The organism is Opitutus sp., from assembly GCA_024998815.1.
GTDB lineage: Bacteria > Verrucomicrobiota > Verrucomicrobiia > Opitutales > Opitutaceae > Rariglobus.
The window spans coordinates 584,113-605,922 of sequence record JACEUQ010000001.1; the positions used below are offsets into that span (position 1 = coordinate 584,113).

Annotated in this window: 21 protein-coding genes; 18 read left to right on the forward strand and 3 right to left on the reverse strand. The window is 63.0% G+C overall.

The window, feature by feature from the left end:
* Positions 1 to 32 precede the first annotated feature (32 nt).
* Together H2170_02505 and H2170_02510 are read left to right on the forward strand one after the other, a co-directional pair.
* Positions 33 to 1,157, forward strand: a complete 1,125-nt coding sequence (locus tag H2170_02505; protein MCS6298962.1) for a hypothetical protein — start codon at positions 33 to 35, stop codon at positions 1,155 to 1,157.
* Positions 1,154 to 1,678: a general secretion pathway protein GspM gene (locus H2170_02510; protein MCS6298963.1), complete on the forward strand. Its 525-nt coding sequence runs from the start codon at positions 1,154 to 1,156 to the stop codon at positions 1,676 to 1,678. The genes H2170_02505 and H2170_02510 overlap by 4 nt, the downstream gene beginning before the upstream one ends.
* Before the next feature lie 159 nt (positions 1,679 to 1,837).
* Here the strand turns inward: H2170_02510 and H2170_02515 are convergent, their stop codons facing one another.
* Together H2170_02515 and H2170_02520 are read right to left on the reverse strand one after the other, a co-directional pair.
* Positions 1,838 to 2,914 (reverse strand): PilT/PilU family type 4a pilus ATPase, encoded by a 1,077-nt coding sequence (locus H2170_02515; protein ID MCS6298964.1) that lies wholly within the window; start codon positions 2,912 to 2,914, stop codon positions 1,838 to 1,840.
* A 162-nt stretch (positions 2,915 to 3,076) separates the two neighbouring features.
* Complete coding sequence (locus H2170_02520; protein MCS6298965.1) at positions 3,077 to 4,537, reverse strand: PilT/PilU family type 4a pilus ATPase; 1,461 nt, start codon at positions 4,535 to 4,537, stop codon at positions 3,077 to 3,079.
* A gap of 168 nt (positions 4,538 to 4,705) precedes the next feature.
* On the opposite strand from H2170_02520, the gene H2170_02525 reads away from it, so the two are divergent.
* The 3 genes from H2170_02525 (at position 4,706) to H2170_02535 (ending at position 8,203) form a co-directional block, all read left to right on the forward strand.
* Positions 4,706 to 6,046: an ISAs1 family transposase gene (locus H2170_02525; protein MCS6298966.1), complete on the forward strand. Its 1,341-nt coding sequence runs from the start codon at positions 4,706 to 4,708 to the stop codon at positions 6,044 to 6,046.
* 47 nt (positions 6,047 to 6,093) lie between these two features.
* Complete coding sequence (locus H2170_02530) at positions 6,094 to 6,528, forward strand: hypothetical protein (GenBank protein MCS6298967.1); 435 nt, start codon at positions 6,094 to 6,096, stop codon at positions 6,526 to 6,528.
* A gap of 88 nt (positions 6,529 to 6,616) precedes the next feature.
* On the forward strand, positions 6,617 to 8,203 hold the full coding sequence (locus tag H2170_02535; GenBank protein ID MCS6298968.1) for a DEAD/DEAH box helicase: 1,587 nt from the start codon (positions 6,617 to 6,619) through the stop codon (positions 8,201 to 8,203).
* Positions 8,204 to 8,302: 99 nt separating this feature from the next.
* Here the strand turns inward: H2170_02535 and H2170_02540 are convergent, their stop codons facing one another.
* Positions 8,303 to 8,923 carry an aquaporin gene (locus H2170_02540; GenBank protein ID MCS6298969.1) on the reverse strand — a complete coding sequence of 207 codons (621 nt, stop codon included), beginning with the start codon at positions 8,921 to 8,923 and terminating at the stop codon, positions 8,303 to 8,305.
* Positions 8,924 to 9,048: 125 nt separating this feature from the next.
* Here H2170_02540 and H2170_02545 point away from each other — a divergent pair, with 125 nt between their 5' ends.
* From H2170_02545 to H2170_02605, 13 genes are all read left to right on the forward strand, one after another.
* Positions 9,049 to 9,432, forward strand: coding sequence for a metalloregulator ArsR/SmtB family transcription factor (locus H2170_02545; GenBank protein MCS6298970.1), 384 nt, complete (start codon positions 9,049 to 9,051; stop codon positions 9,430 to 9,432).
* 23 nt (positions 9,433 to 9,455) lie between these two features.
* The gene (locus H2170_02550) at positions 9,456 to 10,481 is read left to right on the forward strand and encodes an ArsJ-associated glyceraldehyde-3-phosphate dehydrogenase (protein ID MCS6298971.1); all 1,026 of its coding nucleotides are present in this window, start codon (positions 9,456 to 9,458) and stop codon (positions 10,479 to 10,481) included.
* Positions 10,482 to 10,682: 201 nt separating this feature from the next.
* Entirely contained in the window at positions 10,683 to 12,062 is a 1,380-nt protein-coding gene (locus H2170_02555) for a glutamate--tRNA ligase (protein MCS6298972.1), read from the forward strand.
* A 313-nt stretch (positions 12,063 to 12,375) separates the two neighbouring features.
* Positions 12,376 to 13,155: an RDD family protein gene (locus H2170_02560; GenBank protein ID MCS6298973.1), complete on the forward strand. Its 780-nt coding sequence runs from the start codon at positions 12,376 to 12,378 to the stop codon at positions 13,153 to 13,155.
* A gap of 156 nt (positions 13,156 to 13,311) precedes the next feature.
* Positions 13,312 to 13,755: a hypothetical protein gene (locus H2170_02565; GenBank protein ID MCS6298974.1), complete on the forward strand. Its 444-nt coding sequence runs from the start codon at positions 13,312 to 13,314 to the stop codon at positions 13,753 to 13,755.
* 27 nt (positions 13,756 to 13,782) lie between these two features.
* Positions 13,783 to 14,310, forward strand: a complete 528-nt coding sequence (locus tag H2170_02570) for a hypothetical protein (protein MCS6298975.1) — start codon at positions 13,783 to 13,785, stop codon at positions 14,308 to 14,310.
* A complete protein-coding gene (locus H2170_02575) occupies positions 14,307 to 14,678 on the forward strand; it encodes a rhomboid family protein (GenBank protein MCS6298976.1) in 372 nt (123 codons plus the stop codon). Before H2170_02570 ends, H2170_02575 begins: the two co-directional genes overlap by 4 nt.
* A gap of 41 nt (positions 14,679 to 14,719) precedes the next feature.
* On the forward strand, positions 14,720 to 16,366 hold the full coding sequence (locus H2170_02580; GenBank protein MCS6298977.1) for a hypothetical protein: 1,647 nt from the start codon (positions 14,720 to 14,722) through the stop codon (positions 16,364 to 16,366).
* Positions 16,363 to 17,601, forward strand: a complete 1,239-nt coding sequence (locus H2170_02585) for a DUF4350 domain-containing protein (GenBank protein ID MCS6298978.1) — start codon at positions 16,363 to 16,365, stop codon at positions 17,599 to 17,601. The genes H2170_02580 and H2170_02585 overlap by 4 nt, the downstream gene beginning before the upstream one ends.
* On the forward strand, positions 17,598 to 18,563 hold the full coding sequence (locus H2170_02590) for a MoxR family ATPase (protein MCS6298979.1): 966 nt from the start codon (positions 17,598 to 17,600) through the stop codon (positions 18,561 to 18,563). Before H2170_02585 ends, H2170_02590 begins: the two co-directional genes overlap by 4 nt.
* Before the next feature lie 15 nt (positions 18,564 to 18,578).
* On the forward strand, positions 18,579 to 20,006 hold the full coding sequence (locus H2170_02595; GenBank protein ID MCS6298980.1) for a DUF58 domain-containing protein: 1,428 nt from the start codon (positions 18,579 to 18,581) through the stop codon (positions 20,004 to 20,006).
* Positions 20,003 to 21,043, forward strand: coding sequence for a stage II sporulation protein M (locus H2170_02600; protein ID MCS6298981.1), 1,041 nt, complete (start codon positions 20,003 to 20,005; stop codon positions 21,041 to 21,043). The genes H2170_02595 and H2170_02600 overlap by 4 nt, the downstream gene beginning before the upstream one ends.
* On the forward strand, positions 21,040 to 21,804 hold the full coding sequence (locus H2170_02605) for an RDD family protein (GenBank protein ID MCS6298982.1): 765 nt from the start codon (positions 21,040 to 21,042) through the stop codon (positions 21,802 to 21,804). Before H2170_02600 ends, H2170_02605 begins: the two co-directional genes overlap by 4 nt.
* Positions 21,805 to 21,810 lie beyond the last annotated feature (6 nt).

Sequence of the window (21,810 nt, forward strand, 5' to 3'; positions counted from 1 at the left end):
TACCCGCCGCACCACCTCGACACATTGTGCGGGTGGCCGACGCGTTGTTTTTTGTCCGTTCAGTTGCCGTGGCCGAGGGGACAAGCGCAGCCGACGTGGCGGCCCAAGCGGAGTTGGCCATCGAGGCCCTTGCGCCCTTTCCGGTGGCGCAACTTTACTACGGCCATTACTGGAAAGCGGGCGCGACGAGCGTGTTGATCTATGCCGCTTACCGGAAGCGTTTCACCGCCGACGAGGTTTCGACGTGGGCTGATGCCGAGGCGGTTTTACCGAACTTCGTTACGGTTCTTAATGGTAGTCCCGCTCCATTGTCCGCCACTGCAGTGGTGGTGCCGGGTGCGAGCAGTGTGACTGGACTTTATTTTGCCGATGCGAGCGGGGTTCCGTCGCAGGTGCGCGTCGAGCCGTTGCCCGTTGAGGCGACCGAGGCCGACCGTGAAGCGGCTCGTGCGGCCCTTCTAGGGGCGTTTCCCGAGAAACTGCACGTGGTGAAGCTGGAAGCAGAGCCGGTGTTCGACGCGGCGTCAGCACAAGAGCAGTTCGTTTTCCGCACGGGAGCGCAGGAATCGCGTTTTGGCGCCAACGAGGTCGCTCCGCTCGATGTGCGCGACAAGGGCGAGCTGGAATCCCGACGCCGTGCCCACGGCCGCGATGTGATCTTATGGCGCACGTTCTTGGGGTGCGCGGCGGCCATCGCGTTGTCTGCGCTCCTCGAACTGGGACTGGTGGGCACCTCGTTCTGGCAAAGCCGCCGCTTGGTGCTGGAGGCGCGGCAAAAGCCCGTGGTGGAGGCCATCATGACCTCGCAGGCTCTGGCGACGCGCATTGAAGAGCTTTCCAATAAGCGGCTGCTTCCTTTCGAGATGCTGGCGCTGGTTAATGGCGTTCGACCCGATTCGATTCAATTTATGCGTACGGTGACCAGCGGCCTTTATAAGCTGGAGGTCGAGGCTCAGACGAGTGCTTCGGGGGATATCGACGTGTTTCGCTCCGCGCTCAACAGGCTCGCCAGTTGTCAAAAGGCCGAGGTGGTTGACCCGCGCAGCCGTGACGGGGTTTCGACCTTCAAGCTAGTGGTGACCTTTCGTCCTGAGGCATTTAAAGAAACCGCACCGGATCCCGTGCCGGCGCCAACTGTTCCGGAGGTCACATCATGAAAGCTTTTTTCCTTAGTCGCCTCCTGCGCGAAAAAATCCTGCTGCTGGCGTTCACCCTGCTTGGTGCGGCTATCTGGCTGTCCGGAGTGGGCGAACGCGTGGCCGCTCAGGTGCGCGCGATTCGGGTGACCTCGACCGACTTGGATGTGCAGCAGCGCTGGTTATTGCAACGTGACCGTATCGAGAAGGAAGCTACGCTGGCCGTCGAGCATCTCGACCCGTCGCGGAGTTTTGACAGCGTGCGCCTGCAGGGGGAATTGAATATGCTGGCCCGTTCGGCAGGGCTTTCCAACTACGACGTCTCTGACAGTCGCACCGTGCGCTCCAGTCAGTTCGCGGTGCACTCGGTTCAGTTTTCGGCCCGCAATTCCGACATGGGGGCGCTGATTGCGTTTTATCAATCGCTGACTCAACGCGCGCCGTACTTGGGGCTTGAGCAGTTTTCCTTGGCCAGTAACCGGGCCAATGCCTCTCAATTATCCGCCTCGTGGCGCGTGACCTCCGTCGAGATCGCGCGGTGATCGATCTAGGCTTCGCGCCCAACTCACTGAACGGTTCAGGCGCGCAACGCGTATTGGTGGCAAAGCTTTGGCTTCTTGGGCTGATTTTAGTCGCTTAGCGAAGCGGTGAATAGGCGTTGGGCTACGGGTGTGGGGCGCGCAAAAACCGTGGCGCACCCCTCAGTGGCCGCCTTCGAGATCGCCGGGTTTGAGCAGGGCGGCGAAGGGCGGTTTGTTGGCCGCCTTGAGGTAGGCTTCCTTCGGCTCGATGCTGCCGTCTTGCACGCGGGCCAACAGGCTTTGGTCCATGGTAATCATGCCGTCGGCCCCGCCGCCTTCGATCAGGGCGCGGATGTTGTTGATCTGACCGCTGCGGATCGTGTTGGGCAGGGCTTCGTGCTGCATGAGGATCTCATGGACCGCGCAGCGGCCTTTGGGCACGCGTTTACAGAGCAACTGCGCCACCACGCCGGCGAGACAGCCGGCGAGCATCACACGGACCTGGTTTTGCTCCTGCGCGGGGAAGGCGTTGATGATGCGGTCGATGGTTTTTGGAGCGTTGTTGGTGTGTAGCGTGCCGAAGACGAGCATGCCCATGCTGGCGCAACTTAGTGCGAGCTTGATCGTTTCCAGCTCGCGCATCTCGCCGACGAGGATGATGTCGGGGTCGTGGCGCATCGCGCCTTTGAGGGCCGCACCGAAGGAGCGGGTGTGGTCGCCGACCTCGCGGTGGACGATGACCGACTTTTTGTTTTGGTGCACGAACTCGACTGGGTCCTCGATCGTGATGATGTGCCGCGCCGAGGTGTCGTTAATATAATCGATCATCGCGGCCAGCGTAGTGGATTTACCACTGCCGGTCGGGCCGGTCACCACCACCAGACCCTCGTTGAGATTACAGAGTTTTTTGAGCGCCGGGGGCAGCTTGAGGTCGTCGAAGGAGAGGATTTTCGAGGGGATCTGGCGGAAGACGGCGGCTTGCCCCCAGTGGTTATAGAGAAAATTGCCGCGGAAACGGGCCAGGCCGGGGATTTCGTGGGCGAGGTCGAGGTCGCGTTTTTCCAAAAACTGGGCCCAGCGTGCCGGCGGACAGATGCCTTGCAGCAGTTCGGTCATGTAAGCTGCGGTGACGGGCGTGTCGGCGAGCGGGATGAGGTTGCCGGAGATGCGGGATTTGGGGGGCAGTCCGACCGTGAGGTGCAGGTCGGAGCCGCCCTTTTCGAGCATGGTGCGGAGGAGTGAGTCGATGACGGCCATTTAAAAAAAAGATGAGGGGGCGGGGGCTTTAACTCGTTCTCTTACTCTTACTCCTACTCGTTCTCGATGTTGTGGCGCTTGGGCCAAAGAAGGAGAACTGAAAGGAGAACGAGTAAGATTAAGAGAACGAGAACGAGTTGGCGGAGGGGGAGGGCGCGAGGCTCAGGTGATTTTGGCCTGGAGCATGCGGGTGCTGATGTTTTTGCGGGCGGTTTCGGCGGTGATCTTGCCCTGTTCCCAGAGCTCGAAGACGACGTTTTCCATCAAATACATGCCTTCGCGTTTGCCGGTTTCGAGGACGTTGCGCAGGCCCTGCGTCTTGCCGTCGCGGATGAGCGCGATCACCGCGGAGTTGGCCACGAGGAGTTCGCCGGCCAGCACGAGGCCGCCGTCGGTTGTGGGCAGGAGGCGTTGGCAGAGGATGCCGCGCAGGCTCTCGGCCACGCTGGCGCGGATTTGCGCCTGCTGGGCGGGAGGGAAGACGTCGAGCAGGCGGTTGAGTGTGGTGGCGGCGTCACTGGTGTGCATGGTGCCGATCACTAAGTGGCCGGTTTCACTCGCCGTGATGGCCATCTCGATGGTTTCCAGGTCGCGCAGTTCGCCGATCACGATGACGTCGGGGTCTTCGCGCAGGGCTCCTTTAAGGGCAGAGGCGAAGCTGGCGGTGTGCGCGCCGACTTCGCGCTGGGTGAGGTTGCACTGCTGGGCGGGCTGGACCACCTCGATGGGGTCTTCGACGGTTATGATGTGGTCCTGCCGGCTGGCATTGAGCTCTGCAACGAGGGCGGCGAGGGTGGTGGTTTTGCCGGAGCCTACGGGGCCGGTGACCAGGATCAGGCCGTTGTGATAATTGAGCAGCTTTTTGACGTCGTCGAGGTTGCGCAGGCCGAGCTCTTCGAGGCGTGGGATGCGGGCGGGCACCATCCGGTACGAACCGGAGGCGCCACCTTTGTGAAACATCAGATTCACCCGGTAGCGGTTGCTGGCGTCGAGGGCCAGGGCGTAGTCGAAGTCGCGGATCTCCTGATACAGGGCGCGTTGTTCGGGGGTGAGCAGGGCGAGGTTGAGCCGCAGGGCTTCCTCGGCGGTGAGCCGGTGCTGGCCGAGCGTAACCAGTGCGCGGTTACGCCGCATAAACGGAACCATACCGGCGGAAAGGTGCAGGTCGCTGGCACCGTAGCGGGCGCAGTCGCGCAGGAGTTTATTCAACGCGGCGGCGAGGGCGGGTGCGTCCATCGAGCCAAGTTGCTCCCAGGCGAGCACGGGGAGTGACGCGGGGCCTGAGGCAGGGGGGGCGTCGGCAGGAGCCGGTGCGGCGGTTGCTGGCGGCGGCGTGGTTTTACGCAAGCTGAGGGTGGGCCCGGGTGCGGCGGCTGCCACCGTTGTGGCGAACGGGTCGTCGGCGGGCGGGCCGTCCTTTCCCTTGGTGAAAGCAAGGTCAAGGACCCGCTCCAGGGAGTCGAGCTGCTCGTCCGCCACATGGCCGTCGTCGATGAGTTTTTGGGCGAAATCCATCAACTCGACCTCGGTGCCGAGGGCCGCCTTAACGGCGAGGGCGTGGGCGCGGGTAAACAGGTTTTGATCGAGACCGATACGAACAAGCCAACGAATCTGATTTTGCATGGGGTGGGGCGGTGCCAGAGGCGGATCGTGAGTGTGTGAAGCGCAAGGACCGAGCCAAGCGCCAAAACCAAGCCCCACCGCCGATTCATTGAACAGCTAAACACCTGAATACTAACAAAGGAGCGGAATAAGCGGGACAAGCCCCAGGAAATCATTTTGGCTGGGTGAATGATGCCGGCCGAAACGAACCCGTCGAACCCCCAAGGGGAGGTGATTTCGCTGCGCCACTTGCAGGTGCAGGTGCTAGACAGCCCCGAGTTAAACGCCCGAGCGCAGGGGCTGCTTGAGGAGCATCACTATCTGGGCGCGGTGAAACCGGTGGGCGAGCGGCTGCTGTACGCGGTGAGCGATGCGCAGGGCACCTGGGTGGCGGTGCTGGTGTTTGCGGCGGCGGCGCTGCACCTGCGCGGCCGGGAGGCGTGGATTGGCTGGAGTGGAGAACAGCGCCGACGCCGATTGGCGCTGGTGGTCAACAACGTGCGGTTCCTGCTGCTGCCCAAGCCGGCGGTGCCCAACTTGGGCTCGGCGGTTTTGAGCCGGGTGCTCGGCCGGCTCAGTGCCGACTGGCAGTCGCGTTACGAGCACCCCGTGCTCGTCGGGGAAACCTTCGTCGACCCCGAGCGTTTTACGGGAAGTGTATACAAGGCATCCGGGTGGACCGAGTTGGGCCTGACCAAGGGCAACACGCGTAAGTCGCGCGATTACTACGAGCACCACGCCAAGCCCAAGCGCTTGTTTGTGCGCGAGCTGGAGCCCCGGGCCCGGAGAGCTCTTCAGGCAGGGCAGATCAAACCCTCGCTGGCTGCGGTGGAGGCGAAAGTTCCGGTGCGAAGTACCCTGAAGGCCCCCGATTTAATCAGCCTGGCGGAGGCCTTCCGGCAAGTGCCTGAATACCGCGCCTACATCGGGGCCTATCCCTTGCACGCGCTGCTGGCGATCACGGCGGCGGCCTATCTGGCCGGAGCACCCCGCGGCCAACGTGACCTGGCCGCTTTCGCCCGCCGGCTCTCCCCGGTCCAACGCCAAGCCCTCGGGGTGATCCGCCGCCGCGGCAAATACGGCGCTCCCAGCCAGCCCACCTTCAGCCGTCTGTTCGCCCGTGTGCAGGCCGCGCGCATCGAGGAGGTTTTACTCGCCCACCAACGCCAGGTGCGAGGCGAGCCTCCCGCCACCGAGATCGTGGTCATCGACGGCAAAGTCCCCAAGCACAGCGGCGGACAAAACGTCGTGACCGCGGTTACCTCGCCGAGCTTGTTTTATCTCGGCAGCGAGGTCGTCGCCGAAAAAAGTAACGAGATTCCCGCCGCCCGCGCCCTGTGTGAGAGACTCGATTTGGTCGATAAACTCGTGAGCCTTGATGCCCTGCATACCCAGGCGGACACCGCGCGGGCGATCGTACTGGAGCATGGCGGCGACTACCTGTTCACCGTCAAAGGCAATCAGCCCGGCTTGCAGAAAATCGTAGCAGCGCAAGTGCCCGATCCGGGCGCCCCTTTTTTGACCCGTTAAAAGATCCCGCTGCCGAGCAACGTACCACCCAGGAAAAGAAGCACCCCGTGACGCGCACCCTGGTGGCGCGCGAGTTGAGCGCGGAAAGCGCCTGCTTCCCCCTGGTGGCGCAAGCCGCGAGAATCTGCCGAAAACGCCACGGCAAGCCCACCGAGACCGTGGCGCTGATCACCAGTCGCCCCGCCGCCGAGTTGACTCCCGCCCAATGGCTGGAGGTCAACATTGCGCACTGGGGAATCAAGACCGGTTTGCATGCCCGCCTCGACGCCTCGCGCCAGGATGATCGCTGCCGATTACGCCGCCCGAACGCGGTGCGCATCCACGGCATGTTCAACCGCTGGGCCAACAGCCTGTTCATGCACTGGCGCGGTCAACGAACTAAAAAACGCCACCTTTATACCTCCGACTTTATCGCCCACATGTCCGAAAATCATGACCGTCGCGCGCTCCGCGCACTTACCTCGGTAAACTTCCCGCTATGAATCGGCGCTGACCAAGCCCGGGGCGGCCACATCGAAGGTTGCAAAGCCGGGGGTTTCGCTGACGCTGGCCGCTTCAACCCGTTCATTCATGTTAAGAAAGATCATCTCGAAGCTGCGCGCCACGTTCGCTCCTTCGGCCAAGGCCAAGCCCGAACTCAAGGGCGGCCATCCCGCTTACGACGTTAAACCCCGTCCCTCCAAACCTCACGCTCGCAGCGATAAGTCGCCTCACGAGCGCGGGCCTAAGTCCGAATTCAAGCCAGCGCACGCCAAGCCCAAACCCCAGGGCCAGCCTAACGCGCCTGCGCGCCTCGCCCGCGACGCCAACGAGAGTGCTTCTCGCCGCAACGCTCCCCGCCAGCCCGAGCGCGGTGAAAAACGCGAGCGTCCCGCCATCGACCAGTCCTTCGACGGTCCGACTCGCGCCCCGATCAAACCGGTCGCGCCCATCGAGATTCCCAAGCAGGACACCTCTTTCACCCAGCTCGGGCTAAACGACGCCATCGCCTTTGCGGTGGCCGAGATGGGGTATACCGAGCCGACTCCGATCCAGGCCCAGGCCGTCCCCGTGGTCCTCGCCGGCCAGGATGTGATCGGTTCGGCGCAAACCGGCACGGGTAAAACCGCCGCCTTTGCCCTGCCGCTCATGCACCGCCTCGGTTCGCATCAGAAAAAAACACGCTGCCTCGTGCTCGAGCCCACCCGCGAACTCGCGCTGCAAGTCGAAGAAGCGTTTCAGAAATACGCCAAGTACACCGACCTGACCGTGACTGTCGTTTATGGTGGAGTGGGTTATGGTAAACAACGCGATGACTTGGCCCGTGGCGTGGACGTGATCGCTGCCACCCCCGGCCGTCTGCTCGACCATATTGAGCAGGGCACCGCCAGCCTGGCCGACGTGGAAATTCTCGTGCTCGACGAGGTCGACCGCATGCTCGACATGGGCTTTTTGCCCGATGTGAAGCGTATCATCCAGCGCTGCCCGCAGGTGCGCCAGACCCTCTTTTTTAGCGCCACCATGCCGCCCGAACTGGCCCAGCTGGCTGGTTGGGCGCTCAAAGATCCGGTCGAAATCAAGATCGGCCAGCGCCGCTCGGCCGCCGAAACCGTTTCGCACGCGTTTTACCCGGTCGTCGCCAACCAGAAGTTCGACTTGCTCATCGAGCTGCTGCGCCGCACGGAGTTCAAGAGCATCATTATCTTCACGCGCACCAAGATGGGCGCCGACCGCATCGCCCACCGTCTGCTGGCCGAGAAACACACCGTCGGGGTGATCCACTCAGACCGCAGCCAACGCGAACGCGTCGAGGCGCTGCAGGGCTTTAAGGACGGCCGTTTCGAGGTGCTGGTCGCCACCGACATCGCCGCCCGCGGTTTGGACATCGCCGGCGTGTCGCATGTGATCAACTACGATGTGCCCGAGAACGCCGAGGATTACGTGCACCGCATCGGCCGCACCGGCCGCGCCCAGGCCACCGGCGACGCCTTTACCTTGGTGACCGAGGAAGACGTGCGCGACGCGCGGTCGATCGAGCGCTTCATCGGCGCGACCATTGAGCGCAAAAAACTGGAAGGATTCCCCTACGTTTATTCAGCCCTGTTTGACGAGAAGGCGATCGCCGAGGCCGCACCGCTGGCCAAGCCGAAGAGCCGCTTGATGCGCGGCTCGCGTTGAAGGGTGGATATGAAAAAGGCCGGACGAATTTCGTCCGGCCTTTTTTTGTTTCCTGAAGCTTGTAGCCCCGACCAGACGTCGAGGTGTTTCAGGATCGGTTTATTCGCCCTTGTCGTGGGTGGCCTTGAACGCCAAGGCCGCAACCGCGCCGCCGGCGAGATCGGCTGCCAGGTAGATCCATAGCTGGCTGATTTTCTCCAAGCCCATCACCACGACGCCCAGGCCCACCGCCGGGTTGAACGCGCCGCCCGAAACGCCACCGACAGCGACTGCGCCGGTCAGCACCGTGAAGCCGATGGCCAGGCCGTAGAACGAGTTACCCGAAGTGCCCTTGGCGGTGGCGGCGTTGAGCACCACCCAGGCCAGCGCGAAGGTGAAGAGGAATTCGACGATCAGCGAGGGGACGACCTCATGCGAGGCGGCGCCGAGCGTAGGCTGGCCCTTGAGGGCAACCACGATGAAACCGGCAGCCACGCCGGCGGCGAGCTGGGCCAGCCAGTAGGGGACGACGTCCTTGGTTTCGCACTTGCCGCGCAGCCAAACGGCGAGCGTGACCGCCGGGTTGAAGTGGCCGCCGGAAACGTGGCCGCCGGCAAAGATCATGACCATGAGGGCCGAGCCGATGGCCAGCGGGGCCAAGGGGCTGCCGCTCTGGACCGCCATGCCGACGGTGAACACGAGGAAGAAGGTGCCGATGAACTCGACGATGTATTTTTTCATAAGGGAAGGTAGCGAAGTGGGAGATTCGCCGAAGTTTGGCAATGCTCCACTCCGCCTTGTGACAATCAGGTGACGCCGTGGTTCGGGGCTTGATCTGTATTCCTTGGAAGGAATGTACTCGCGGAGTGAAACTCGTGGAGATTTACCAGTGCCTGTGCGACGAGACGAGGTTGCGTCTGTTGCACCTACTGCTCCGCGGCCCTCTGTGCGTGTGCCATTTTCAGGCCGTGCTCGGCGAGCCGCAGGTTAAAATCTCCAAACACCTCGGCTACCTTAAGGTCCGCGGATTGGTCACGGCGAGTCGGCAAGGCAGCTGGATGATTTACGCCCTCCCGCCCGCGGCGGAGCGCACGCCGGAGCTGGCGGCCAACCTGGCCTGTTTGCTGGACTGTGTGGCGGCGAACGAGGTGTTTAAGCGTGACCTGGCCAAGCTCGCCAAACAGGACCTCGCGTGCAGTCCCCTGGGCGGCGGGCGGGGTGCGGTAAAAAAACGCGGCTGCTCGTGTTAGCCCATTTTTAAGAAGGAAAAATCATGAAAAAGACACGTATTGCTATCAATGGATTCGGGCGCATCGGGCGCCTCACGTTTCGCGCGGCCGCCTTGTGGCCCGAGTTTGATTGGGTGTTAGTGAATGACCCCAAAGCTGACGCCGAGACCTGTGCGCATCTGTTGAACTTTGACTCGGTTCAGGGGCGTTGGGCACAGGAAGCGATCGCCGAGGGCGAGGGCTTTCGTGTTGGCGAAAACCGCGTGGTCTGCACCGCCCACAGCAAGCCGGGTGACGTGGATTGGGCAGCCCACGGCATCGACGTGGTGCTGGAGTGCTCGGGGAAGTTCCGCACCCCGGAGTCCCTCGCGCCGTATTTTGATCGAGGCGTGAAGAAAGTCATCGTTGCCGCGCCGGTGAAAGGTGGCGACGCGCTTAACATCGTGATGGGCGTGAACGACGGTCTCTATGAGCCGGCCAAACACCGCCTCCTCACCGCAGCCTCCTGCACGACCAACTGCCTGGCGCCGGTGGTCAAAGTGATCCATGAGCAACTCGGCATTGAGCACGGTGCGATCACCACGGTGCACGACGCCACCAACACCCAGACGATCATCGATGCGCCGCACAAAGACCTGCGCCGCGCCCGGGCCGCCGGCTTATCGCTGATACCCACGACGACCGGTTCGGCCACCGCGATTGCACTCATTTACCCTGAACTGGCCGGAAAACTCAACGGCCACGCCGTACGCGTTCCACTGCTCACCGGCTCGCTTACCGACTGCGTTTTTCAGGTCAAACGCGACACCACCGTGGAGGAGGTGAATGCGCTGCTCAAGGCCGCCAGCGAGACTGCGCCGCTAAAAGGTATCCTCGGTTTCGAGACGCGCCCGCTGGTGTCGATCGATTTCAAGGGCAACCCGGCATCGAGCACCATCGACGCTCTTTCCACGATGGTGGTGAACAAACGCATGGTGAAGCTCTACGCTTGGTATGACAACGAGTGGGGTTACTCCAATCGCATGGCCGAGCTGGCGCGCAAAGTGGCGGACAGCCTAAGCCGTCAGTAGGGGATCAGGAATAAGCCAAAATGCCGGTTGGGCTCTCAGGCCTTGAACCGTGCTTCAGCACGGACGACACGGAGGTCGTCCCGCCGAGGGAGGGGGCTCCGCGGTGGGGACTTACCCGCGCACAGGCTTTGACAGCCACGGGTGGGTTACTTCTTGCTGCTGGTTTTCGCGCTTCGGCCCGAGCCCATTTTTTAAACCACCATGTCCAACGTTCGCGTTCGTTTTGCTCCCAGTCCCACCGGTTTTTTCCACATCGGCAGCGCCCGCACCGCGCTGTTTAACTGGCTTTATGCCCGTCACACCGGCGGCACGTTTATCCTCCGCATCGAGGACACGGATCAGGCCCGTAACAGCGAGGAATTCCTCAACGTTATCTACGACAGCCTGACCTGGCTGGGCATGACCTGGGACGAGGGCCCTAAGGTCGGCGGCGCCTTTGGCCCCTATCGCCAAAGCGAGCGCGGCGAAATCTATAAGGAGTATCTGGCCAAGCTCACCGCCGCCGGCCGCACCTACGAAAAAGACGGCGCCATCTGGTTCAAGCTGCTCGGCGAACGCTCCGAGGTGTTTGACGACCACCGCAAGAAAACCGTCACCAAAGTCGCCACCGCGCCCACGGTGATCGACGACCAGATCCGCGGCCGCGTCGAGCGCGTCGAGGACGAGGACTTCGTGATCTTCCGCTCCGACGGCAACCCGGTGTTCCACTTCGTCAACGTGGTCGATGACATCGCCATGCAGATCACCCACGTGATCCGCGGCGAGGATCACCTTTCCAACACCAGCAAGCACGTCGAGTTGTTCAAAGCCTTCGGCGCGCCGGTGCCGGCCTTTGCCCACATCCCGTTGATTTTAAAACAAAACGGGCCAGGCAAGATGTCCAAACGCGACCAAGGCGCGCTGATCGAAGAGTATCAGAAACGCGGTTACCTGCCCGAGGCGCTGGTCAATTTTCTCTCGCTGCTCGGCTGGTCGCCCAAGGACGACCGCGAAAAGATGCCCATCGCCGACATCATTGCGCTGTTCGATTTCCCCGGGGTCAACCAGAGCAACGCGCGCTTCGACGACAAGAAACTCGCGCACATGAACATGGCCTACCTGCTGGAGTTGCCCGCCGACGACTTCGTGGCGCGGGCGCGCGTGTATTTCGAAAAACAGGCCAACCCGGTGACGGCGGCGGCGCTGGCGGCCGAGCCCGGTTACCTGCGCGAGGTGCTGTTGCTCAGCCAGCCGAAGATCAAATCACTGGAAGAGTTGCCCGCGTACACGGCGTACTTTTTCACCGATGATTTCGCGGTCGACGCCAAGGTGCGCGACAAAGTCATGGGCAAGGGCGAGCCCAAGCTGCGCCTGGCCGAGTTGAGCGAACTGCTGAGGACGGCCGATTTCTCCAGCGACACGGCGATTGAGGAAGCGATCAAGGCGCTGGCGGCGGAAAAGGGGCTGGGTTTTGGCGATTACCAGTCGGTAGCGCGCCTTGCGGTGAGCGGCACCAACGTGGGCCCGAGCTTGACCGGCCTGTTCCGCGTTCTCGGCCGCGAGCGCGTGCTGGCGCGTTTCGCCCGTCTGGCTGCGGCCTAGGCACTGACCGCGTGCTGACGCCCTACAGCTCGGGCACGGGCGAAGTGTTGGATCTGCCAGTTCTTAAAAAAACTTCGATCCTTTTAGCCGCGAAAGAACGCATAGAACGCATAGCAATACAGGTCCTATTCTTTGCGTTCCTTGCGTTCTTTTGCGGCTAAATTGCAGTGGTTTGATCCGACAAATTGAAGGGTACGGCCTACTCGAGCCAATATCCGTAAATTTTGGGCATGCTTCAGATTACCGCCTGAACGCAGGTTTGTTTAGCAAAGTGTTGCCAGCGGCGTGTGAGGCGTCTCCTTCTACGCGCATTATGGCATGGCATTACGCAATTGGCGGCCAACAAAACGGCCCGGTTTCCGATGATGAGTTTAACCGTCTGGTGAGCACGGGAACCGTGCAACCGGACACCCTAGTCTGGACGGAGGGTTGGCCTGACTGGCGTGCGTATCGAACCGTCACTTCGGGGAATTCAGGGGCAGTCGTGGCCAGCTCTGCCGATGCAGAGATGGCGGTTTGCGCCGTAAGCGGGAAACGTCTGCCTAAAAAAGACATGCTGGAGTTCGAAGGCCGCTGGGTGGGCTCCGAGCACAAAGAGGAGTTTTTCCAGCGTTTACGTGAAGGGGTAAGCCTCCCCCGCGACGTGGTCTATGCCAGTTTCGGACGGCGTTTTATGGCCAAGTTTGTCGACGGGGTAATCGTTGGGCTGATCAACCTCGGACTGACGCTGCTGATTACCGCAGCCTTCGCTGCGCTGTTCTCAGGGGCCGCGGCAGGTGAAAAAAGTGCCTCGGCGATCCTCCTCCAGGTTGTCGTGCAACTTTCGGGTATCGGTTTCGCCCTGTGTTATGCGCTGTTTTTTATCCGTAAAAACGACGCCACCCCGGGTAAAAAGCTGCTTGGTTTGCGTCTGGTGCGAGCAGACGGCTCCAAGCTGAGCAAGGGGCGGATCGTGGGGCGTCATTTCGCCGAATATTTGAGCTCAATTACGTTACTGATCGGCTATCTGATGGCCGCTTTCGACAAGGAACAGCGGCGGGCTCTACATGATCGCGTGTGCGATACGCGGGTGCTCGACGTGCGCGGGCAATAAGACTTTTCGGAAATGTCCGCTTTCGTGCCTCCAGCGCTTCATCCCGTTGCGCCACCCTGCCCGAAATGCAAGGTGCCGCTCATCGGGATTGCCGGGCACGGCGAGGGCCTTTGCGACTCCTGTGCTACGCCGCTGGAGTTCGTTCTTTTTCCCGCGATGCACCGCCCAAGAACGGTGGCGCGGGTGGTGCGCTCCGTGGACGGCGACGCGACGTGTTTTTTTCATGCACAGAACCAGGCGGCGGCGGTGTGCGACGGCTGCGGACGCTATGTCTGCGCCGTGTGCGAGGTCACTGGCGACGAGGGCCGTAAGCTGTGCCCGCCGTGCGTTTCGGCCGGCCGCAAAAAAACGACGGTGAAAGCCGATCAGTTGGTGGCTTACGATGCGATGGCGATGAGCCTGGCGATTCTGCCGATACTGGTCTGGCCGGTCACTCTGGTAACGGCCCCCATGGCGATGGTCGTGGCGATCTACGGCTGGCGAAAACCGCGCAGCTTGGTGCGCCCGGGCTGCGCGCGCTTGGTTTGGGCGATCCTGATCGCGGCGTTGCAGATGAGCGCGTGGCTGGCGCTGGGCATCGCCCTGTGGTTGAAAAAATGAGACGGTTACCCGGAGCAACCTGACGACATGGCCCGCCAACCCAGACTTTACCAAAAACTCGTGCGACGTCGCGGCGGCGTGGGCACCTATTTCAGCCTTTGGCTGGCCTCCGACCATGTGTTGCAGATCGAGGCGACTATGGTGACGGAGCAATATCAACGCGTGTGGTTGCGCGATGTGCAGGGATTTTTCATTCGCCCCAGCCGGCAGGCGCGCTGGGTCACCCGGGTGAGTCTCGGCTTAGCACTTCTTTTTGGCGGACTGATTCTACTCGGCGACACGGCGGCCGTGGTGTTTTCCATTCTCACGGGATTGGCGGTGATGGTGCTCCTTTACGGCTTATTTTTGGCGCGCAATTGCCACTTTCACGTGGTCACGGCGGTGCAGAAGTCGGAATGGGTGAACGTTGCCCGCCACCGCCAAGCCCGCAAGTTGCTCGCACGACTGGTGCCGATGATTCACGAGTCGCAACGTGACGAGGCGGCTGCCCGTACCGCTGCCACGGTTCAAGCCGCTGCGAGCGGAATCGTAGCGGATGAGGCGCTACCGACATGACCCGGGGCGCGGTCATTCCGGCGGTTGCAACAGGGATTCCTGCCGCGCTGCGACGTCGGTGTGCGCGGCATGAGGAACGGGAAGCCGTGGGACGTTGCTCGGTGTGCGCGGGAGGCTTCTGCCGCGAGTGTGTCACGGAACACGAAGACCGGTTGTATTGCGGGCCGTGTTTTACCTTGCAGGTGGCTGGGGTGCGACGGGTCGCAGCCCCGAGCAAATTCAACGGGCGCTTCTGGCGTCGCTTGGCCCTGACGCTCGGCTCGTTGGTTTGCCTGGTGGCCGGGGCCTATGCGCTGGGACGGTTACTGGCGGCGATTCCGGTGGATTTTCATGACGGCCAGGTGTGGAAAAAGACCTTTGGGCAGTGATGAAGGCCGTTAAAAAAAACACGGATCCGAGTGCCACCAAATTGATCGAGGAGGCGGTGCACCTCCTGCGGACGGCACCGCCTGCGGCGTGGGTGATCTACCTTGCGGGCGCGGTTCCCTGGGTGCTTGGGCTGGGGCATTTCTGGGCGACGGCCAGCTGGTTTGCGCCGCGACCGGAGACGATTTTGTGGCGAGCCGTGGGTCTGGCGGCGCTTTTTTTATGGCTGAAGGTCGCGCAGGCGGAGTTTTGCCGAAAACTGCGGGCGGTGCGATTTGGGGAGGCTGCGGCTCCGCTGTCGTGGCGCGGTCTGAGGCGCACGGCGGGCAGGCAGGCGCAGGTGCAGGGGTGGGCGTTGCCGCTGTTGCCCATTGCCGGCGTGCTGACGCTTCCTGCGGCGGCGACCTGGATGTTTTTCGAGAATGTCACGGCGCTGGCGGCCTCGCCGGATGCGGGCAACGAAAGTCTGGCGCGGCGGGCGTGGCGGGAGGCGTTGCGCTGGCCGGGGCCCCCGCACGTCGCGTTGCTGCTCTTCAGCGGCGTATGGCTGTGCGTGTGGATCAATATCGCGACCGTCTTTTACGCTGTTCCCTGGTTGGCGCGTGCGCTCTTGGGGCTGGATAATATGTTCGGCCTCAGCGGTTGGTCGGTGGTGAACAGCACCTTGCTGGCTCTGGTCACGATCCTGACTTGGCTGGCGGTGGATCCCCTGGTGAAGGCGTATCACGTGTTAAGGACCTTTTACGGTGAAGCGCGGCACACGGGGGAAGATTTGAGTCTGGAGCTGCGCCGTCCGGCGGGTAACGCGGGCGTCGCGAAGGCGGCGCGGCTGCTAGTGCTCGCGATGGGATTGAACCTGTTCACCGGAATGAGCTTGGCCCCGGGAGGCTTGCGGGCGGAGGAAGCGGTGCAGACCTCGCCTGCTCAAGTGGACAAGGCGTTGGACGAAGCGCTAAAAGGCCGTGATTTCCGCTGGAGCCTGCAGCCGCTGCCTGGCGTCGAGGACTCGGATGGCGCGGGAGTTGAGGATGGTTTGATCAAGGGCTTCATTCGCCAAGGTTTTGAGGTGGTCGTGCAGGTGGTGAAGGATGTTTACGACGCCATCACCAAGCTCGTCGATTGGCTCAAGGATTTCGGTGGAAAAAACAAGGACTCGCCCAAGCCCAAGGAAACCAATGCGCAGGGGCCGGACCTGGGGGCGATCATGCGCGGCGTGCTCTACGTTTTACTGGGGCTGTGCCTGCTGACGCTGATTTGGATTTTGTGGGTGAGCTGGAGAAAAAAGACGGTTGCACGGCGCCTCCTGTCGCCGATGTCGGCGGTGCCAGCAGCGCCCGATTTGAACGACGAGAAGCTGGAGGCGTCGCGGCTGCCTTCGCACGAGTGGCTGGAGCTGGCGCGGGCCCAGTTGGCGCGTGGTGAGTGGCGGCTGGCGCTGCGCGCGCTTTACCTGTGCTCGCTGGCCAATCTGGCGGCGCAAGGGCTGGTCAGCCTCGCGCGGGCCAAAACCAATCTCGACTACGAGCACGAGCTCGCGCGACGCGCGGCGGGGCGCACCGAGGTGGTAACGGGGTTTCGCGCGCGCAGGCTTTCGTTTGAATGCGTGTGGTATGGGCGTGCATACGCCGAGGAGGACCGGGTGCGGGCGTGGCTGGCTGAATTGGAACGTGAGGAGGGGCAAAAGCGATGAAACGAGGCGGACTTTGGCTGGTGGTCTTCGTGCTGACGTTGGGTCTCTTTTTTGGGGTTGCGGCGCTTTACCGGCTGCGGATTTCGCGTGGAGACGTGTTTCCCGAATATTCGAGCTTACGGGCTGATCCGCTCGGGCTTCGCGCCTTGCACGATGCGGCCCTGCTGTTGCCCGAGCGCGACGTGGTGCGGTGGATGCGACCAATCGAACGCTTGCAGGCAGGCCCAGGGTCGCTGGTGTTCGTGGTCGGTCTTCAGGAAAACTCCGAGGCGGGGCTCAATGAAGAGGACTGGACCGCGTTGGACCGGTTGGCGATCGAAGGGGCCCGCGTGGTCGTGGCGTGGCATGCGGAAGCGGCGCAGCCGAATGACAACCGGCGTATGCTGGAAATTCGCGCCGATCCGTGGCTGCTTCCCGATGAAAAAACGACAGGGGAAAAGTCCGCGAAACCCGACGCCAGCCAAAAGTCCTCCAAAGCGTCGGCCGAGCCCCCGGCGCGGTCACCGCACTTGGCGACCCAGCACGAGCGTCGTTGGGGTTTTCGTCTGGGCCGCCGCGAGCTCGTCCAGCACAACGGGGAGGCCGATGCGGTCAAAGGCGGGCAGGCGCACGCCACGTGGCCGGCCAAGTTGACGAGCTGGCGCTCGGATTTGTTTTTTATGCCCCGTTCCGGTGATGGCTGGCGGGTGCTTTACCGGCGGGGCACGGAGCCGGTGATGATGGACTGTGCGCGGGGGAAAGGCTCGGTGACGGTGTTGGCGGACAGTTTTGTGCTCAGCAACGAGGCGGTGCAACGCGAGCGGGCGACCCCTGTGCTTGCGGCCCTGTTCGGAGACTCGAAGCGGATCGTTTTCGTTGAAACCCATCTTGGCATCGAGGTTGAGTCCGGCGTGGCCGTGCTGGCGCGGCGTTACGGTTTAGGCGGGGCGGCATTGATCGCGCTGGTGCTTGCGGGGTTGTGGATATGGCGCAGCGCGACGCCGCTGACACCGATCCTTGAGGAGGACGAAGAGGTGCGGATAACCGTCGCGCCCACGGCAGGCCTTGAGGCGCTGCTGCGCCGCGCGGTTGCACCGGAAAAACTATTCTCCTCTTGCGTCGATGCCTGGCGACCGAGCGCGACGGCGGGCGACCAACGCCGACTTGTCGGGGCGCCACCACCCGAAAACGAGACCGACCCGGTCGCGGCCTACAACACGACGACACGCACCCTTTCACCTAAACGAATCCCATGAACGAAGAACTCCAGTCAGCGACCCAGACTCTCAACGAAGCCCGTGCCGAAATCGCCAAGGTGATCATTGGCCAAGACGCGGTCGTGGAGCTTGCGCTGATTACCCTGCTCACCCGCCAGCATGCGCTGATCGAGGGCGTGCCGGGCGTCGCTAAGACGCTGCTCGTGCGCACGCTCGGCCATGTGCTGGGCGTGCCTTCGGGCCGCGTGCAGTTCACCCCGGACCTGATGCCCGCGGACATCACGGGCACGAACGTGTTTAACCTTCAGGCCAACACGTTCACGCTGGTGCGCGGACCGGTGTTCACGAGCTTCCTGCTAGCGGACGAAATCAACCGCGCGCCGGCCAAAACGCAGGCAGCCTTGCTGCAGGCGATGCAGGAGCGCGTGGTGACCATCGACCGTGAAACGCACGCGCTCGACGAGTCGTTCACCGTGTTTGCGACGCAAAACCCGGCCGACTCCGAGGGGACCTATCCGTTGCCCGAGGCGCAGAAGGACCGGTTCATGGTCAAGATCCGCATGGATACGCCCGGGCGTGACGACGAACTGGAGCTCGCCCGCCGGGTGCTTGCCGGCGAGAGCCCCGAGCAACGCCTGCTCGGGGGCGCGGTGCGGCCGTTACTCGGCGCGGGCGAATTCAAGCGGCTGCGGGCGACTCTGGAGCAAGTGCTGCTACGGGAGGAACTGGTGGCCTACGCAGTCGATCTGGTGCGCGCCACGCGCACCCACGAAAGCGTGCTGACAGGCGCGGGACCGCGCGCGACCCAAGCGTTGCTGCTTGGCGCGCGCGCACGGGCGGCGCTCGCCGGACGTGATTTCACCACGCCGGATGACGTTCGCGGCCTGGCCATCGCGGTGCTGGCGCACCGCATCGTGCTGCGGCCGGAGTTTGAAATCGAAGGGGTGACGGTTGAGGAAGTGCTGGCGCGCATCCTCGAACAGGTGGCGGTCCCTCGTTGAACCGACGACCTTGCGATGACCCCATCCGGCCCCCAGGCGCAGCGGGAGACGCACGACGGCGCGACGATTCGCCCCGTTGCGGGTGTCGTCGTGCCGTCACCCGGGAAACTCCATGTCGTGCCCGCGCCGCGCCTACTCGCGTGGACTCTCGGCTTGCTGGGACTCGCTGTGCTGACGGGGCCGTTGCCGGAGCTGGCGCCGCTGGGGTTGATCGCAAGCGGCGCACTCGGGCTGGTGGTGTTGCTCGACCTTGCCATGGGTCTGCGGCGGGATGATTGGCAGCAGGTGGAAGGCCCTGCGGTCCTGCGTTTGACCAAGGACCGCCCAGGCACCTTGACGTTGGTTTTTTTCGGTATCCAGGGGAGTCGGACAGGCATTCGAATCGCGCTGGCAACGCCGTCGGTCTTTACCGTTGAGGATGCGGAGCGCGACGTGGTGTTTCCGCCGGAAGCGGCGAGGGCAACGGGGCAGTGGCGAATCACCCCGGCAAGGCGGGGACGCTTCGGCGGCCTGTTGGTTTGCTTAGCTCGCCCCAGTCCGTGGGGATTTTGGGAACTGCGGCGGCGCACCGCGCTGGCGACCGAGGTGCGGGTGATGCCGAACTTACTCTCCGAGCGGCGTGCCTTGTCGGTTCTGTTCCTTGATCGCGGACCGTGGGGCATGCGTGCGCGCAGGCAGGTGGGACGCGGGCGGGATTTCGAGAAATTGCGCGAGTACATGCCGGGCGACGGGTTCGATGAGATCGATTGGAAGGCGACGGCCAAACGGGGGAAGCCGATCACCAAGGTTTTTCAGGTCGAGCGAACCCAGGAAATTCATGTCGTGATCGACGCCTCGCGGCTGAGCGCCCGCACGGTGGTGCATGAGGGCAAAGAGGTGACGGCGCTGGAGCGGAGCATCACGGCGGCGCTGGTTTTGTTGTTGGCGGCGCAACGGCAAGGCGACCGGTTCGGTCTGGTGGTCTATGATGACCGCGTGCGGGTGTTCCTGCCGTCGGGCGGCGGCACGCGCCACTATGGGGCGTGCAGGGACGCGGTGCATGCGCTGCAACCGGGGCAGGCGAGTCCCGATGCGGCGGAGGTGGTGCGATCACTGCGGCAGCGGCTGCGGCGGCGCGCGCTGGTGTTTATCCTGACTGATCTGAGCGATCCGGTGGTGGCGGAGGACTTTTCAAAACACCTGCCCCTGCTGGCGCGGCAGCACCTCGTGCATGTTAACCAATTATGTCCACGGGAGGTGGCGCCGTTATTCACCGGGGCGGAGGCGGGCTCGGCCGACGAGGTCTATCGCCGGCTCGCCGGGCACCTGCGCTGGACGGAGGCGCGCGCGCTGGCGCAACGGCTGAAGCCGACCGGCGTGGCGGTGCAGTTGTTGCGCAACGAGTCGTTTGCGGCGGAGTTGCTGACCCAATATTTGAAAGTGAAACAAAGGCAGGCGCTGTGATCATTAATCTTGAGCGATTTATCCAGGCGGAACGGCCCAGGTGGGAGCGACTGGATGGCATGCTTCGCCAGTTGGCGGAGGACCCTTGGCGGGTGCTACCGGTGGACGAGGCGCGCGAACTGGACGGTCTTTATCAACGCGCCTGCGCGGATCTAGCGCGCCTGCGCACGTATGCGGCCGACCCGGGCGTGCGGGGATATCTCGAGGGATTGGTGGCGAGCGGATATGCGGAGATCCACGGGCAACGTTCACGTGGGGTACGGGTTCAGCCCTGGACATGGCTGGCGAGGGGGTTTCCGCAGGCCGTGAGACGCCGGGCGGCAGCGTTTTGGTTTGCGCTGGCGTTAATGGTGGCGGGTTCGGTTTTTGGCGGGCTGGCGCTGGCTTTTGATGCGGAGGCGAAGGAGGTCATCATGCCGTTTTCGCATCTCCACGGGGATCCTGCGAAGCGAGTCGAGGATGAGGAGAAGCGCGAGAATGGGGCTGAAGCGAAGAGCGCGCGGGCGACCTTTGCCGGACAGCTCATGGTGCATAACACGCAGGTGACGCTCAGTGCGATGGCACTGGGGTTGAGCGCGGGCGTGGGAACGGTGGTGCTGATGTTTTACAACGGCGTAATCCTCGGTGCGGTCGTGTTCGATTACGTGAATGCGGGCCAATCGGTGTTTTTGGCCGGCTGGCTGCTCCCGCATGGCTCGGTGGAGATACCGGCGATGTTGATCGGCGGGCAGGCGGGCTTCGTGATCGCGGGCGCCCTGATCGGGCGGCGGGAACGCAAGCCGCTCGGGGCGCGGTTGCGCGCGGTGGTGCCGGATGTGGCGACGCTTTGCGGCGGAACCGCGCTGCTGCTGGTGTGGGCGGGGATTATCGAGTCGTTTTTATCCCAGCACCATGAGCCTGCGCTGCCCTATGCGGCCAAGATCGCTTTCGGGGCGGCTCAACTGGTGGCCTTGATCTGGTGGCTAACGCGCTCGGGTGCGGCAACCCAAGCAAACCCGCCGGCCATTAAAACAGACAGCAAGGAGGAGCGGTTATGAGAACAAGCGGGAGACGGTTGCGGGTGACGACGCCGGAGGGCGTTTCATTTGCGTTTCGCATTGCCAGTCCGGTGCTGCGTCTTGGGGCCTTGATGATCGACTGGGCACTGATCTCAAGCGCATGGAGTCTGCTCGCACTGATCCTCGCGCCGCTGAAGTTGATCAGCCATGACGCGAGCCAAGGGGTGATGATCGTGATGTATTTCGTGTTATCGCGCTCTTACGACGTGGTCATGGACTATTTTTGGCGCGGACAGACCCTGGGCAAGCGGGTGATGCGCTTGAGAGTGGTGGATGCGCAAGGGCTGCGGCTCACGTTTGCGCAGTGTGTGGTGAGAAACCTGATGCGTTTTGTTGATTGTCTACCCTTTGCCTATGCGGTGGGCGGAATTGCCTCGCTGGTGAGCGTGCGCGGGCAGCGCTTGGGTGATCTCGCGGCGGGCACGATCGTGGTGCATGAAGCGCTGGAGCCCGCCCCGGATGCCGCAGTGATGGGCGAGCAGCGCTATAATTCATTGCGTGGACAGGCTGGGCTGGTGGCCCGCTTGCGACGCGAGGCCTCACCCGAGGCGGCCCGGGCGGCATGGCAGGCGTTGGCGCGCAGAGAACAGATCGAGCCCGCCCCGCGCCTGAAACTCTACGCGGAACTGGCGGCCCATTTTCGCCGCTGCGGACAGATCCCCGATGCGCTGCTGGACGGGCTGACCGACGAGCAGCAAATCCGAAACGTGGTCGACGTGCTGTATCGGGAGAAATCCTAGGGGGCT